This is a genomic window from Pseudomonas sp. NY8896, from assembly GCF_039634505.1.
Genome location: NZ_CP132350.1, coordinates 356,955 through 371,177 on the forward strand (window position 1 = coordinate 356,955; position 14,223 = coordinate 371,177).

At 64.1% G+C, this 14,223-nt stretch carries 15 protein-coding genes; 4 read left to right on the forward strand and 11 right to left on the reverse strand.

Going from position 1 to position 14,223, the window contains the following annotated elements:
- Positions 1–37: 37 nt before the first annotated feature.
- The 11 genes from phaC to gshB form a co-directional block, all read right to left on the reverse strand.
- Positions 38–1,717 (reverse strand): class II poly(R)-hydroxyalkanoic acid synthase, encoded by a 1,680-nt coding sequence (phaC, locus tag Q9451_RS01560; RefSeq protein ID WP_012274560.1) that lies wholly within the window; start codon positions 1,715–1,717, stop codon positions 38–40.
- 268 nt (positions 1,718–1,985) lie between these two features.
- Positions 1,986–2,363 carry a DUF971 domain-containing protein gene (locus Q9451_RS01565; RefSeq protein ID WP_012274559.1) on the reverse strand — a complete coding sequence of 126 codons (378 nt, stop codon included), beginning with the start codon at positions 2,361–2,363 and terminating at the stop codon, positions 1,986–1,988.
- 88 nt (positions 2,364–2,451) lie between these two features.
- Positions 2,452–3,795 carry an ATP-dependent protease ATPase subunit HslU gene (hslU, locus tag Q9451_RS01570; RefSeq protein WP_012274558.1) on the reverse strand — a complete coding sequence of 448 codons (1,344 nt, stop codon included), beginning with the start codon at positions 3,793–3,795 and terminating at the stop codon, positions 2,452–2,454.
- A 76-nt stretch (positions 3,796–3,871) separates the two neighbouring features.
- The gene (gene hslV, locus Q9451_RS01575) at positions 3,872–4,402 is read right to left on the reverse strand and encodes an ATP-dependent protease subunit HslV (protein ID WP_003249309.1); all 531 of its coding nucleotides are present in this window, start codon (positions 4,400–4,402) and stop codon (positions 3,872–3,874) included.
- A 257-nt stretch (positions 4,403–4,659) separates the two neighbouring features.
- Entirely contained in the window at positions 4,660–5,931 is a 1,272-nt protein-coding gene (locus tag Q9451_RS01580; RefSeq protein ID WP_012274557.1) for a dihydroorotase, read from the reverse strand.
- Positions 5,928–6,932 carry an aspartate carbamoyltransferase catalytic subunit gene (locus tag Q9451_RS01585; protein ID WP_008099987.1) on the reverse strand — a complete coding sequence of 335 codons (1,005 nt, stop codon included), beginning with the start codon at positions 6,930–6,932 and terminating at the stop codon, positions 5,928–5,930. The genes Q9451_RS01580 and Q9451_RS01585 overlap by 4 nt, the downstream gene beginning before the upstream one ends.
- 12 nt (positions 6,933–6,944) lie before the next feature.
- Positions 6,945–7,463, reverse strand: coding sequence for a bifunctional pyr operon transcriptional regulator/uracil phosphoribosyltransferase PyrR (gene pyrR / locus Q9451_RS01590; RefSeq protein ID WP_012274556.1), 519 nt, complete (start codon positions 7,461–7,463; stop codon positions 6,945–6,947).
- 49 nt (positions 7,464–7,512) lie between these two features.
- Positions 7,513–7,938 carry a Holliday junction resolvase RuvX gene (ruvX, locus tag Q9451_RS01595; protein ID WP_003249316.1) on the reverse strand — a complete coding sequence of 142 codons (426 nt, stop codon included), beginning with the start codon at positions 7,936–7,938 and terminating at the stop codon, positions 7,513–7,515.
- Positions 7,938–8,507, reverse strand: coding sequence for a YqgE/AlgH family protein (locus tag Q9451_RS01600; protein WP_012274555.1), 570 nt, complete (start codon positions 8,505–8,507; stop codon positions 7,938–7,940). Before Q9451_RS01600 ends, ruvX begins: the two co-directional genes overlap by 1 nt.
- A gap of 166 nt (positions 8,508–8,673) precedes the next feature.
- Positions 8,674–9,579: an energy transducer TonB gene (locus Q9451_RS01605; RefSeq protein ID WP_012274554.1), complete on the reverse strand. Its 906-nt coding sequence runs from the start codon at positions 9,577–9,579 to the stop codon at positions 8,674–8,676.
- Between the two features lie 91 nt (positions 9,580–9,670).
- Complete coding sequence (gene gshB / locus Q9451_RS01610; RefSeq protein WP_012274553.1) at positions 9,671–10,624, reverse strand: glutathione synthase; 954 nt, start codon at positions 10,622–10,624, stop codon at positions 9,671–9,673.
- A 154-nt stretch (positions 10,625–10,778) separates the two neighbouring features.
- On the opposite strand from gshB, the gene Q9451_RS01615 reads away from it, so the two are divergent.
- Genes Q9451_RS01615 through Q9451_RS01630 form a run of 4 tightly spaced genes read left to right on the forward strand, consistent with a single transcriptional unit; the run spans position 10,779 to position 14,216 of the window.
- A complete protein-coding gene (locus tag Q9451_RS01615; protein ID WP_012274552.1) occupies positions 10,779–11,180 on the forward strand; it encodes a response regulator in 402 nt (133 codons plus the stop codon).
- Between the two features lie 47 nt (positions 11,181–11,227).
- Positions 11,228–11,593 carry a twitching motility response regulator PilH gene (pilH, locus tag Q9451_RS01620; protein WP_012274551.1) on the forward strand — a complete coding sequence of 122 codons (366 nt, stop codon included), beginning with the start codon at positions 11,228–11,230 and terminating at the stop codon, positions 11,591–11,593.
- A complete protein-coding gene (locus Q9451_RS01625) occupies positions 11,590–12,144 on the forward strand; it encodes a chemotaxis protein CheW (RefSeq protein ID WP_012274550.1) in 555 nt (184 codons plus the stop codon). The genes pilH and Q9451_RS01625 overlap by 4 nt, the downstream gene beginning before the upstream one ends.
- A gap of 47 nt (positions 12,145–12,191) precedes the next feature.
- Entirely contained in the window at positions 12,192–14,216 is a 2,025-nt protein-coding gene (locus tag Q9451_RS01630) for a methyl-accepting chemotaxis protein (RefSeq protein WP_223296421.1), read from the forward strand.
- Positions 14,217–14,223 lie beyond the last annotated feature (7 nt).

Here is a 14,223-nt window from a genome sequence, read left to right on the forward strand (position 1 = left end):
ACCGTGGCGCCCCCGTAGGTGGCCACGGCGCTGCTACTCAACGTTCGTGAACGTACGTGCCTGGGGAGGCCTCGCCGGCAGCGTAGGCACGGTTGCCCAGGCGGGTGGGCGCCTTTTTCAGCGCGCCGGCACGCTCGCCCAGCCAACTTTGCCAGTGCAACCACCAGGAGTCGGCATGCTTGGTGGCGTTTTCCTGCCAGGCCACTGGGTCGCCTGGGCGGTCGGCACCGGTCATGAAGCGTGCCTTGGGGTTGCCCGGCGGGTTGAGGATGCTCTGGATATGCCCGCTGTTGGACAGCACGAACTCGATCTTGCCGCCAAACAGGTGTGCCGAGCGGTAGCACGACTGCCAGGGGGTGATGTGGTCGTTGGTGCCGGCAAGGCTGTAGATGTCGCATTTGACCTGCTTCAGGTCGATTGCGGTGCCGCACACTTCCAGGGCTTCGGGGCGCGTCAGCGGGTTGCTCTTGAACATTTCGATCAGGTCGCCGTGGAAGGCGGCCGGCAGGCGCGTGGTGTCGTTGTTCCAGAACAGGATGTCGAACACCGGCGGTTCATTGCCGAGCAGGTAGTTGTTGACCCAGTAGTTCCAGATCAAGTCATTGGGGCGCATCCAGGCGAACACCTTGGCCATTTCGCTGCCTTCCAGCACGCCTGCCTGGTAGGGGTGGCGCTTGGCGGCCTCCAGGGTCTGCTCGTCGACGAACAATGCAACCTGGTTGTCCATGGTGGTGTCGAGCACGCTGACCAGCAGGGTCAGGGCGTTGACCTTGTTTTCGCCAATGGCGGCATAGTGACCCACCAGTGCGGTGCAGGTGATGCCGCCAGAGCAGGCACCGAGCATGTTCAGGTCCTTGCTGCCGGTAATCGCCAGCACCGCGTCGACTGCTTCTTTGAGCGCATCGATGTAGGTGGACAGGCCCCACTCGCGCTGGGCCTTGGTCGGGTTGCGCCAGCTGATGATGAAGGTCTGCTGCTGCGAGCGCAGGCAGAAGCGTGCCAGGCTTTTTTCCGGGCTCAGGTCGAACACGTAGAACTTGTTGATCTGCGGCGGTACCACCAGCAGCGGGCGAGCGTGTACCTGCTCGGTGATGGGGCTGTACTGGATCAGTTCCAGCACATCGTTGCGGTACACCACCGCGCCTTCGCTGGTACCCAGGTTCTTGCCCACTTCGAAGGCATCCATGTTCACCTGGCTGGGCATGCCGCCATTGTTGACCATGTCCTTGGCCAGGTTTGACAGGCCATCGAGCAGGCTCTTGCCGCCTGTTTCGAAGAAACGTTTGACCGCGGCCGGGTTGGACAGGGTATTGGTCGGCGCCATGGCCTCGGTCATCAGGTTGATGACGAACTGGCCGCGGCTGATGTCCTGGGGTGACAGGTCGCTGCTGCCGATCCAGTCCTGTAGTTCATTGCGCCAGGCCAGGTAGGTTTGCAGGTAGCGGCGGTACAGTGGGTTGTTGCTCCAGGCCGGGTCGTTGAAGCGACGGTCGTCGCCTTCCGGGGCCAGGTTGGACTTGCCCAGCAACACGTTCTTCAGTTCCAGGCCAAAGTGGGCCACATGCTTGGCGCTGTGCAGCGGTTGGCGCACGGCCTGGCGCAGCACAGTGCGTGCCGAGCTCAACAGGTCCTTGCGGCGAATGCCGATGACCGGGTTCAGCCCCAGGGTGTTTTCCGAGGCCTGCCGCTGCAGCTCATCGTTGTTCTTGTTACTCATCTACGACGCTCCGTTGTCCTGAGACGAGTACCGGTTGCCGTGGCGGGTGCACAGCGCTGAGCCCGGTACTGCTACTCGGGTGACCAGTGATAAGGAACAGCGGTGCTGCGGGGGTTCTGACGACCTGCAAAGTGATGCAGGGAACTTGCCACACCCATTGGTTACCCGACTTTCATGTAATGCGCAAGACAGCCCCTCACTGGGCTGTCTGCAAGCCATTCAAACAGATGAATTTAGAAAATGCGCTCTAAACCCCGCAGGCCTTGCGCTAGAGCATCAGTTTGACCACCGACTCGGCCGGGTCGCGGGATTTGCCGGCCTTGTGCAGCTCGTCGAGGTATTCCGCCCACAGCTGTTCCTGGCGCAGGCACAGCTGCTCGAGGTATTCCCAGGTGAACAGACCGCTGTCGTGGCCGTCGTCGAAGGTCAGTTTCAGTGCATATTGGCCGGCGGGTTCGAGGCCGACGAGGCCGACGTTGATCTTGCCGAACTGCAGAATGGGGTTGCCGTGGCCCTGGACTTCGGCGGAGGGGGAGTGCACGCGCAGGAATTCGGCGGGCAGTTGGTAGACCTCGCCGGGGGCGTAGGTGAGGCTGAGGGTTTTCGAGGCTTTGTGCAGGTTGATGGCAGTGGGCAGGCGGGCCATGGGCAGAATCTCTCGGGAGCTGATAAAGCACAGCTTCAGGAGATTTGGGGGAATGTGCAAGGGGGCCGCAAAGCGGCCCCCTGCGGTATTACAGGATGTAACGCGACAGGTCTTCGTTCTGCGCCAGCTCACCCAGGTGGCTGTTCACGTACGCCGCGTCGATCTGGATCGGCGCTTCGTCGTGGGTGCTGGCCAGGTCGCCCGCGCTGAACGACACCTCTTCGAGCAAACGCTCGAGCAGGGTGTGCAGGCGACGGGCACCGATGTTCTCGGTCTTCTCGTTGACCTGGTAGGCAATCTCGGCCAGGCGCTTGATGCCGTCAGCCTGGAACGCGATGTTCAGGCCTTCGGTCTTGAGCAATGCCTGGTACTGCTCGGTCAGCGACGCGTGCGGTTCTTGCAGGATGCGCTCGAAGTCTTCTGGGGTCAGCGCCTTCAGCTCCACACGAATTGGCAGGCGGCCTTGCAGTTCAGGCACCAGGTCGCTCGGTTTGCTCAGGTGGAACGCGCCCGAGGCAATGAACAGGATGTGGTCGGTCTTGACCATGCCCAGCTTGGTGTTGACGGTGCAGCCTTCGATCAGCGGCAGCAGGTCGCGCTGTACGCCTTCACGGGACACGTCGGCACCGCCAACGTTGCCACGCTTGGCCACTTTGTCGATTTCGTCGATGAACACGATACCGTGCTGCTCGACTGCTTCCAGGGCCTTGGCCTTGAGTTCTTCCTCATTGACCAGGCGGCTCGCTTCTTCATCGCGAACCATCTTAAGCGCTTCTTTCACCTTCAGCTTGCGCGCTTTGCGCTTGCCCTTGCCCATGTTGGCGAACAGGCTCTGCAACTGGTTGGTCATTTCTTCCATGCCGGGCGGTGCAGCAATTTCCACGCCTACGGCATCGGCCACTTCGATCTCGATTTCCTTGTCGTCCAACTGGCCTTCGCGCAGGCGCTTGCGGAACAGTTGGCGCGTGTTGGAGTCGCTGCTGGTCTGTGCGGCTTCCTCGCTGAAGCTGGTGACGCGCGCTTGTGGCAGCAGGGCATCGAGAATGCGGTCTTCGGCGGCATCTTCGGCGCGGTGGCGCACGCGGATGATTTCTTGCTCGCGCAGCATTTTCAGCGCGGCATCAGCCAGGTCACGGATGATCGACTCGACGTCGCGGCCCACATAGCCCACCTCGGTGAACTTGGTGGCTTCGACCTTGAGGAACGGCGCGTTGGCCAACTTGGCCAGGCGGCGGGCGATTTCGGTCTTGCCGACGCCGGTAGGGCCGATCATCAGGATGTTCTTCGGGGTGACTTCGGCACGCAGCTCGGCAGGGAGCTGCATGCGCCGCCAGCGGTTGCGCAGGGCAATGGCCACGGCGCGCTTGGCGTCGTCCTGGCCGATGATGTGGCGGTTGAGTTCGTGGACGATCTCGCGGGGGGTCATGGACATGATCAATAGGGTCCTTGGGCAGATGAGTCAGCGTGGAAAAACCCCTTCACCGGGAAGGGGCGCCAGAACAGCTGAATCAGTCGGCCAGGTCCTGCTCCTCGATGGTCAGGTTATGGTTGGTGAACACGCAGATGTCGCCGGCGATGTTCAGGGCGGTTTCAGCGATTTCGCGTGCCGAGAGGTCAGTCTTGTTCAGCAGGGCGCGGGCGGCGGCCTGTGCATAGGCGCCGCCGGAACCCATGGCGATCAGGCCATCTTCGGGCTCGACCACGTCACCGTTGCCGGTGATGATCAGGGAGGCGTCCTTGTTAGCCACGGCCAGCATGGCTTCCAGGCGGCTCAGGGAGCGGTCTGTACGCCATTCCTTGGCCAGCTCGACGGCGGCGCGGACCAGGTGGCCCTGGTGTTTTTCCAGCTGGCCTTCAAAGCGTTCGAACAGGGTGAAGGCGTCGGCGGTAGCACCGGCGAAGCCCGCAATGACCTGGCCGTGGTACAGGCGGCGCACCTTTTTGGCGTTGCCTTTCATCACGGTATTGCCGAGGGATACCTGGCCGTCGCCGCCCATGACGACTTTGCCGTTACGGCGGACAGAAACGATGGTGGTCAAGGGGAGAGTCTCCACGCAGCGGGGCGAAAGTGCCTGATGCAGACTCATATGGGGGTGGGGGGAAGGATTTCAACCGTGGGGGATGAATGGTTGGTCCGGTCTTCGAACCGGGCACGGTCGATGTAGGAGCGGCCTTGTGTCGCGAAAGGGCCGCAAAGCGGCCCCAGCGATTCATGCGTGATGCAGAGACCCTGGGGCCGCTGCGCGGCCCGTTCGCGACACAAGGCCGCTCCTACACAAAGCAAGTTCGCGCTTTGTCAGGCCTCGTGGCAGACGTGCCCATCGACCAAGGTATAGCGCACCGCACCCGGCAGGCAGTGGCCGATGAACGGGCAGTTCTCGCCGCGCGAGAACCACTGCTCGCCGGCAACGGTGGAGGCTTGCGGGTCGAACAGCACCAGGTCGGCCGCCCCACCCACTTTCAGCTCGCCGGCTGGCAGGCGCAAGGCGGCAGCCGGGCCGCTGCTCAGGCGGGCGAGCAAGGTTGGCAGGTCGAGCAGGCCATCCTGCACCAAGGTCATGGCCAGCGGCAGCAGCAACTCGACGCTGCTGATACCCGGCTCGGTGGCGCCGAACGGGGCCAGCTTGGCGTCGCGCTCATGCGGCTGGTGGTGGCTGGAAATCGCCTGAATCACCCCCGACTTCACTGCCTCGCGCAGGCCGTCACGGTCGGCTGCGGTGCGCAGCGGCGGCTGCACGTGGTACAGGCTGGAGAATTCGCGCAGCGACTCGTCGGTGAGGATCAGCTGGTACAGCGCCACATCGGCGGTCACCGGCAGGCCCAGGGCTTGGGCTTGGGCGATCAGCCGCGCGCCACGGGCGCTGGTGATCTGGCTGAAGTGCGCACGCACACCACTCTGCTCCACCAGCAACAGGTTGCGCGCCAGGGCCACGGTTTCGGCGCTTTCCGGGATGCCCGGCAGGCCAAGGAAGCTGGCCATGGCACCTTCGTGGGCCAGGCCGCCCTGTGCCAGGTCGCGGTCCTGGGAGTGGAACACCACCGTCAGATCGAAGGTGGCCGCGTACTCCAGGGCACGAGCCAGGGTACGGTTGTTGGGGATTTCCTTCAGGCCGTTGCCGAATGCCACGCAGCCGGTGTCACGCAGGGCCACCAGCTCGGCCAGTTGCTCGCCCTCCAGGCCTTTGGTCAGGGCGCCGATCGGGTAGACCTTGCTGTTGGCCGCTTCGCGGGCACGGTCGAGGATCAGCTCGGCCACCGCCGAGGTGTCCAGCACCGGCTTGGTCTGCGGCGGGCAGCACAGGCTGGTAACGCCGCCGGCCACGGCCGCGCGGGTTTCACTGGCGATGTTGCCTTTGCGGCTGTAACCCGGCTCGCGCAGGGAAACGCCAAGGTCGACCAGGCCGGGCGCGGCGACCAGGCCATCGGCCTGGATCGTGCGGCTGGCGCTGAAACCGGCCGGGGCGGCGCCGATGGCGGCAATGCGGCCGCCCTCCAGGTGCAGGTCGGTGACTTGGTCCAGGCCGCTGTTGGGGTCGATGACCCGGGCGCCGAGAATACTGATGGTCACTGGGCGTTCTCCTGGTCGAATTGACGTTGCGCGTTCTGCCCGCTCATGGCCATGGACAACACGGCCATGCGCACGGCGATGCCGTAGGTGACCTGGTTGAGGATCACCGAGTGCTTGCCGTCGGCCACTGCAGACTCGATTTCGACACCTCGGTTGATCGGGCCTGGGTGCATGACGATGGCGTCGGGCTTGGCCCCGGCCAGGCGTGCGGTGGTCAGGCCGAACAGGCGGTAGAACTCGCCTTCGCTGGGTAGCAGGCCACCGGCCATGCGCTCACGCTGCAGACGCAGCATGATCACCACGTCGACGTCTTTCAGGCCTTCGGCGAGGTCGGTGTAGACCTTTACGCCGTACTGCTCGATACCGATCGGGATCAGGGTTTTCGGGCCGATCACGCGAATGTCCGGGCAACCCAGCGCTTTGAGCGCGAGCATGTCGGAGCGGGCCACGCGCGAATGCAGGATGTCACCGACGATGGCCACCGACAGGTTTTCGAAGCTGCCCTTGTGGCGGCGGATGGTGAGCATGTCGAGCATGCCCTGGGTCGGGTGCGCGTGGCGGCCGTCACCGCCGTTGATCACGGCAACGTCCGGGCACACATGTTCGGCGATGAAGTGCGCGGCGCCCGAGTCGGAGTGGCGCACGACGAACATATCGGCCGCCATGGCTTCAAGGTTGCGCAGGGTGTCGAACAGCGTTTCGCCCTTGCTGGTCGAGGAGGTCGACACGTTCAGGCTGATCACGTCGGCCGACAGGCGCTGGGCCGCCAGTTCGAAGGTGGTACGGGTACGGGTCGAGTTCTCGAAGAACACGTTGCATACGGTCTTGCCGCGCAGCAGCGGGACTTTTTTCACGGCCCGGGCACCGACTTCCAGGAAGGAGTCGGCGGTGTCGAGAATCTCGGTGAGCAGTTCGCGGGGCAAACCGTCGAGCGAGAGGAAGTGGCGCAGCTGGCCCTGATCATTGAGCTGCAGCGGGCGCTTGGCGTCGATTGGCGTCATCGCGGGGGACTCTTAAAGGGCGGAAGCGGAGGCGAGGTCCTGGCGCTCGAGGGCGAGCGGTGCGGGTCCGGTCAATTTTACCCGTTCATGGGCCGCCAGCGACAGGGTGGCGCCAAGCACGTTCGGACGGATTGGCAGTTCGCCGGCATCCAGGTCCAGCAGGCAGACCAGGGTAACGCTGGCCGGGCGGCCATAATCGAACAGCTCGTTGAGCGCAGCGCGAATGGTGCGGCCGCTCATCAGTACGTCATCCACCAGCACCAGGTGTTGGCCTTCGACTTCGAACGGCAGCTCGGACGGACGCACTTGCGGGTGCAGGCCGTTCTGGCTGAAGTCATCGCGGTAGAACGAAACGTCCAGGGTGCCCATGGGGCTGGTGTCGCCCATGGCTTCCTGCAGGGCCTGGGCAACCCAGACACCGCCGGTGCGGATACCGATATAGCGCGGCTCGCTGATGTGACGGCGGGCCAGGTGGGCGCGAAGGTCGACAGCCATCTGCCGGATCAGCTCGGCGGGATTGGGTAGGCTCATTGCGGGCTCCTCGGAAGGGTGCGCCGGGTGGGCCCGGCGGCAAAGATGATCAGGTGTTGGCCTCCAGCCAGCCTTGCAGCAACAAGGCAGCGGCGATGGCATCGACCGGGTTGTCGCGGTAGCTGCCGCGCTGGCCGCCACGGGCCATGCGTTCGCCTTTGGCCTCGAAGGTGGTCAGGCGCTCGTCGTGGGTGTGCACGGGCAGGTTGAAGCGGCCGTTCAGGCGGCGGGCGAACTTTTCGGCGCGGGCGCTCATTTCGCTGGGCGTACCGTCCATGTTCAGTGGCAGGCCGACGACAATGGCGTCCGGCTTCCATTCGGCGATCAGCTTTTCCACCTGGGCCCAGTCCGGCACGCCGTTCTGTGCCTTCAGGGTGCACAGTTCGCGGGCCTGGCCGGTTATCACCTGGCCGACGGCCACACCGATCTGTTTGCTGCCGTAGTCGAAGCCCAGCAGTAGGCGTAGCTCGGCCATCAGGCGTGGCCCGCCTGGCTGGTCAGCAGGTGCAGGTTGATCCCCAGGCTGGCGGCTGCAGCTTCCAGGCGCAGGTCGTTGGCCATGCCGAAGATGATTTCCGGGTCGAACGGGCAGTTCAGCCAGGCGTTGTCGGCCAGCTCGGCCTCCAGTTGGCCCGCTTCCCAGCCGGCATAACCCAGGGTGATCAGGCTCTGTTTCGGGCCTACCCCTGCGGCAATCGCAAGCAACACATCCTGCGATGTGGTCAGCGACAGGCCTTCCAGGGCCACTGTGGCCTGGAAGCTGCACTCGCTGCTGTGCAGCACGAAGCCGCGGTCGGTCTGCACCGGGCCGCCCTGGTAGATCGGCACCTGCGAGGTGCTGGCCGGCGGCATTTCGTCCGGGCGCAGCTGCTCGAGGATGTCGGCCAGGCTCAGTTCCTGCGGCCGGTTGACCACCAGGCCCATGGCGCCATGCTCATTGTGCTCGACGATGTAGGTGAGGGTCTGGGCGAAGTTCGGATCGGCCATGTGCGGCATGGCGATCAGAAACTGATGCTTGAGGTAGCTGGGGGCTAGGGTTTTCATGGGGGATAGTGTGGCGCCAGGTGGCGAGGCTGACAAGGTGCGGATTTGTGTCGTTTGGTTGGTGTCTGTCTTGAGGTTTTTGGTGTCTTTGAGATCGAGCGCCGCCCGCGCGGCGCTCGATCTCCGCGCCACCGCATCTCGCAAGCCCTACGCCCAAGGCCAATACTCAATTACTGGACAAACGGTCCCCACGGGCAAACCGCCATGTCCGAATAATCTCCAACCGGTCAAACTCAGCCAAATCCCCAGTAAACGGTGCAAACGGCGCCGCCAGCCTTACGATGCGCTGTGCCGCCTGGTCCAGCACCGGTTGCCCGGACGACTCCAGCACCAGCACCTCGTACAGCGAGCCATCACGGTTGATCGACACCATCATGCGCAAGTTGCCGTAAATCTGCTGCCGGCGCGCTTCGTCGGGGTAGTTCAGGTTGCCCACCCGCTCGACCTTCTTGCGCCACTCTTCCTTGTACCAGGCGCCCTTGTCGCGCATGGTCGAGGCGGCGTTCAGGCGGTGAATGCGCGGGCGTTTGGCGTACATCTGCTGTTCGTTGGAAAGCTCCGCCTCCAGGCTGGCGATCTGGCTGGACAGCTGCGAGCTGTCGAAGTCTGGCGCAGGCGCGGCCGGTTTGGGCTGCGCCTTGCTTTCCTTGGGCTTGGGTTCGACCTTTTGCGGCTTGGGCGCGGTCGTCACTACCGCCGACTTCTGCGGGGTAGGCGGGGGTACCACTTCGGGCCTGGCGGCGGGTGGTGGGGTAATCTTGTTGATCTTGCTGTCCTGGAACGGGGCCAGTTCGGTGGTCGTGGGGACCGCCTTCTTGTCCAGGGTGCCGCTGCCCTGCTGGTTGTCCTGGGCCTGGAAATCGGCCTTCTCGGGCGCTTTCTCGCTTTTGAAGGTGGCCAGGGTGATGTCCATGGTGTGGCGAATTTCGGCAGGCTTGACCACGGTGAAGCCGACGCCAAGAATCAGCGCCAGGTGCACCAGGGCAGCCAGAAACAGGGTGAAGCCGAGCCGGTCCACCGGGCGAACACGGGGAGGCAGCAGGTCGGCAGGGATGTCAGCGGGCAGCGTCATCAGGTATCCAGCAACCGCAGGGCGGGGCAGTAGCTCAGTCGAATAGGACCGGCATCATACCCCACTCTAGGGTCTAGCTTCGCGTTGGCTGTCAGCGCGCCTTGAGCTTGCGATCAATGGCATCCATCAACTTGCCACCGATATCGGTGTTGTAGGCGGCATCGATCTCGCGAATACAGGTGGGGCTGGTGACGTTGATTTCGGTGAGGAAGTCGCCGATCACGTCCAGGCCCACGAACAGCAGGCCCTTCTCGCGCAGGGTCGGCCCGACCTGGGCGGCGATCCAGCGGTCGCGCTCGGTCAGCGGGCGGGCCTCGCCACGGCCGCCAGCGGCCAGGTTGCCACGGGTCTCGCCACTGGCAGGGATACGCGCCAGGCAATAGTCCACCGGCTCGCCATCGATCATCAGGATGCGCTTGTCGCCGTCCTTGATCGCCGGCAGGTAGGCCTGGGCCATGATCTGCTGGGTACCCAGCGCTGTCAGGGTTTCCAGGATCACCGACAGGTTGGGGTCGCCAGCGCGGTGACGGAAGATCGACGTACCGCCCATGCCATCCAGTGGTTTGAGGATCACGTCAGCATGCTTGGCGGCGAATTCGCGAATGATGTCCGGGCGGCGGCTGACCAGGGTCGGCGTGGTGCATTGCGGGAACAGCGTGGCGAACATCTTCTCGTTGCAGTCGCGCAGGCTCTGCGGGCGGTTGACCACCAGCACGCCATCATTCTCGGCCTGTTCCAGCAGGTAGGTGCTGTAGACGAACTCCATGTCGAACGGCGGGTCTTTGCGCATCAGGATCACGTCCAGCTCGGCCAGCGGGCTGTCCTGCTCCTCGCCCAGCTCGAACCAATGTGCCGGGTCGGCGAACACCTTCAGCGGGCGCATGCGTGCACGGGCCTTGCTTTCGCCCTGGTACAGGTCTTGCTGTTCCATGTAGAACAGGCTCCAGCCGCGTGCCTGGGCGGCCAGCAGCATGGCCAGCGAACTGTCCTTCTTGTAGGAGATGGACGCGATGGGGTCCATGACAATGCCGAGGCGAACGCTCATGGGGTGGTTCCTCTTGGCGGCGCTTGGCCGCGATGGCTCGAAAGAAAAGTGGCTCAGGGTGGCGCCGCGAGCGCCGCCGGTCAAGGGGCGGCGCAGATGGAATGGCCTTCCGGAGTGTGCTAAAAGTGCAGCTAATTTCCATTGGTAGGCGTCTATGGAACAACCCCTGAAGGTGATGGTGATCGACGATTCCCGCACGATCCGCCGCACCGCACAGATGTTGCTCGGTGAAGCGGGCTGCGAGGTGATCACCGCCAGCGATGGCTTCGATGCCCTGGCCAAGATCGTCGACCACCAGCCCAGCATCATTTTCGTCGATGTGCTGATGCCGCGCCTGGACGGTTACCAGACCTGCGCGGTCATCAAGCACAACAGTGTCTTCAAGGACACCCCGGTGATCCTGCTGTCGTCGCGCGACGGCCTGTTCGACAAGGCTCGTGGCCGGGTGGTCGGTTCCGATCAGTTCCTGACCAAGCCGTTCAGCAAGGAAGAATTGCTCGACGCGATCCGCGCCCACGTGCCCGGGTTTGCCGTACCTCAACAACACGCACCCTGACCGCGCCCCGCCATGGCACGGTCCTACTTTCCTGATGGGGAAACAGCATGGCCCGAGTTCTGATTGTCGACGACTCGCCGACAGAGATGTACAGATTGACCGAATGGCTGGAGAAGCACGGCTACCAGGTGCTCAAGGCCAGCAACGGTGCCGATGGCGTGGCCCTGGCCCGGCAAGACAAGCCCGACGCTGTGCTGATGGACATCGTCATGCCTGGCATGAACGGTTTCCAGGCCACTCGCCAGCTCAGCAAGGACCCAGAGACCAGCGCCATCCCGGTAATCGTGGTGACCACCAAGGACCAGGAAACCGACCGCATCTGGGCCACGCGCCAGGGTGCACGTGACTTCCTGACCAAGCCGGTGGAAGAGGACGCGCTGATCGCCAAGCTCAAAGAAGTGCTGGGGGCTTGACCACCCGCCCGCAGGGCGCGTCGTTGACCGCCTTCGAGTTGTTGCTGGACATCGACCGGCGCTGCCGCCTGCTGGTGGCCGACCAGCCACCGCAGGACAACCGCCTGCAGCAGTGGAGCGGCATCGGTTTTCGCATTGCCGGGCAGTGGTTCGTCGCGCCCATGGGCGAAGTGGCCGAAGTGTTGCGCGAACCGCGCAGTAGCCGTGTTCCCGGCGTGCAGCCGTGGGTGTGCGGGGTGGCCAACCTGCGTGGCCGGCTGTTGCCGGTGATGGACCTGAGCAGCTTCTTCGGCCTGGGCCACGCCGCCCCAGGCAAGCAGCGGCGGGTGCTGGTGCTGGACCACGATGACCTGTTCGTCGGCCTGCTGGTGGACGAGGTACTGGGCCTGCAGCACTTTGCCCTCGACAGCTTGCAGCTGTCGCCGCCGCAACCACTGATCCGGGCCGCTGCACGCTTTGTGCAGGGGCACTTCCCGCGTGAACGCAACTGGGCGATCTTCAGCCCCTTCGCCCTGGCCCAGGCGCCGGGCTTTCTCGATGTGGCGTTATAGGACCTGCGAACGTGAACAAGCCTGCCACCCCCGTCACTGCCACCACCGTGACCCCACGTACCCGCAGCATCGCGCAGATCACCGTGCTGTTCCTGATCCTGATCCTGTCGATCATCCTGCTGTTCGCCAACTTCGCCTACCTCAATACCCAGTCCAACTACGACAAGCAGTACATCGGCCATGCCGGTGAGCTGCGTGTGCTGTCGCAACGCATTGCCAAGAACGCCACCGAAGCGGCCACCGGCAAGGCGTTGGCGTTCAAGCTGCTGTCGGATGCGCGCAACGATTTCGAGCGTCGCTGGGGCTACCTGCGTCAGGGTGACAAGTCCACCGGCCTGCCGCCTGCGCCACCCTCGGTGCGTGACGAGATGGAGTCGGTACGCCGTGACTGGGAAAACCTGCGTAAGAACACCGACATCATCCTGGCCAGCGAGCAGACCGTGCTGTCGTTGCACCAGGTGGCGGCGACCCTGGCCGAGACCGTGCCGCAGTTGCAGGTGGAATACGAAAAAGTGGTCGAGATCCTGCTGCAGAGCGGTGCCCCGGCCAATCAGGTGGCGGTGGCCCAGCGCCAGCTGTTGCTGGCCGAGCGTATTCTCGGCTCGGTCAACACGGTGTTGGCCGGTGACGACAGCGCAGCCCAGGCGGCCGATGCCTTTGGCCGCGACGCCGGGCGCTTTGGTCAGGTGCTGGAGGGTATGCTCAATGGCAATGCGACCATCCAGGTAACCCGCGTCGAGGACGCCGACGCCCGCGCACGGCTGGCCGAAATTGCCGAACTGTTCCAGTTCGTTGCAGGTTCGGTCGATGAAATTCTCGAAACTTCGCCCGAACTGTTCCGTGTGCGTGAAGCCGCAGGCAACATTTTCAGCCTTTCGCAAACCTTGCTCGACGAAGCCTCGCACTTGGCCAACGGTTTCGAGAACCTGGCCGGTGGGCGCACCCTCGACACCGTTGGCGGTTACGCCCTGGGCCTGCTGGCGCTGGCCTCGATCATCCTCATCGGCCTGGTCATGGTGCGTACCACCAACCGCCAGTTGCGCGAGACCGCAGAAAAGAACGAACGCAACCAGCAGGCGATCATGCGCCTGCTCGACGAAATCGAAGAGCTGGCCGACGGCGACCTGACCGTGACCGTGTCGGTGACCGAAGACTTCACCGGCGCCATTGCCGACTCGATCAACTATTCCGTGGACCAGCTGCGCGACCTGGTCGCCACCATCAACCACAGCGCCATGCAGGTTGCCGCCGCTGTGCAGGACACGCAGAACACCGCTCGCCAACTGGCCAAGGCCTCCGAGCACCAGGCCGCACAAATCAGCGAAGCGTCCGAGGCGGTTGGCGACATGGTCGAGTCGATCGATCGGGTGTCGGCGCATGCCTATGAATCGGCCAAGGTGGCCGAGCGCTCGGTGGCTATTGCCAACAAGGGCAACGAGGTGGTGCATAACACCATCAACGGCATGGACAACATTCGCGAGCAGATCCAGGACACCGCCAAGCGGATCAAGCGCCTGGGCGAGTCTTCCCAGGAAATCGGCGACATCGTCAGCCTGATCGACGACATTGCCGACCAAACCAACATTCTCGCACTCAACGCTGCGATCCAGGCCTCGCTGGCCGGTGAGGCCGGCCGCGGGTTTGCCGTGGTCGCCGACGAGGTACAGCGCCTGGCCGAACGCTCGTCGTCGGCCACCCGCCAGATCGAGGCACTGGTGCGCACCATTCAGGCCGACACCAACGAAGCGGTGATCTCCATGGAGCAGACCACCGCCGAAGTGGTGCGCGGCGCCCGCCTGGCCCAGGATGCCGGGGTGGCGCTGGCCGAGATCGAAGGGGTATCGCAGAACCTTGCCGACCTCATCCACAGCATTTCCGACGCTGCCCAGTTGCAGACTTCTTCGGCAGGGCAGATCTCCCATACCATGGCGGTGATCCAGCAGATTACCGCGCAAACCTCCGCAGGCTCGGGTGCCACCGCCGACAGTATTCGCCACCTGGCCCGCATGGCCAGCGAGATGCGCCGTTCGGTGTCCGGTTTCACCCTGCCGCCACCGGCAGAACCCAAGTGAAGCGCCG

Coding starts and splice junctions, on each gene's coding strand:
- pyrR (WP_012274556.1), bottom strand. CDS start 7,463: ATGAGCCTACCCAATCCCGCCGAGCTGATCCGGCAGATGGCTGTCGAC.
- pilH (WP_012274551.1), top strand. CDS start 11,228: ATGGCCCGAGTTCTGATTGTCGACGACTCGCCGACAGAGATGTACAGA.
- hslU (WP_012274558.1), bottom strand. CDS start 3,795: ATGTCCATGACCCCCCGCGAGATCGTCCACGAACTCAACCGCCACATC.
- phaC (WP_012274560.1), bottom strand. CDS start 1,717: ATGAGTAACAAGAACAACGATGAGCTGCAGCGGCAGGCCTCGGAAAAC.
- ruvX (WP_003249316.1), bottom strand. CDS start 7,938: ATGGCCGAGCTACGCCTACTGCTGGGCTTCGACTACGGCAGCAAACAG.
- Q9451_RS01600 (WP_012274555.1), bottom strand. CDS start 8,507: ATGAAAACCCTAGCCCCCAGCTACCTCAAGCATCAGTTTCTGATCGCC.
- gshB (WP_012274553.1), bottom strand. CDS start 10,624: ATGAGCGTTCGCCTCGGCATTGTCATGGACCCCATCGCGTCCATCTCC.
- Q9451_RS01565 (WP_012274559.1), bottom strand. CDS start 2,363: ATGGCCCGCCTGCCCACTGCCATCAACCTGCACAAAGCCTCGAAAACC.
- Q9451_RS01605 (WP_012274554.1), bottom strand. CDS start 9,579: ATGACGCTGCCCGCTGACATCCCTGCCGACCTGCTGCCTCCCCGTGTT.
- Q9451_RS01585 (WP_008099987.1), bottom strand. CDS start 6,932: ATGACGCCAATCGACGCCAAGCGCCCGCTGCAGCTCAATGATCAGGGC.
- Q9451_RS01615 (WP_012274552.1), top strand. CDS start 10,779: ATGGAACAACCCCTGAAGGTGATGGTGATCGACGATTCCCGCACGATC.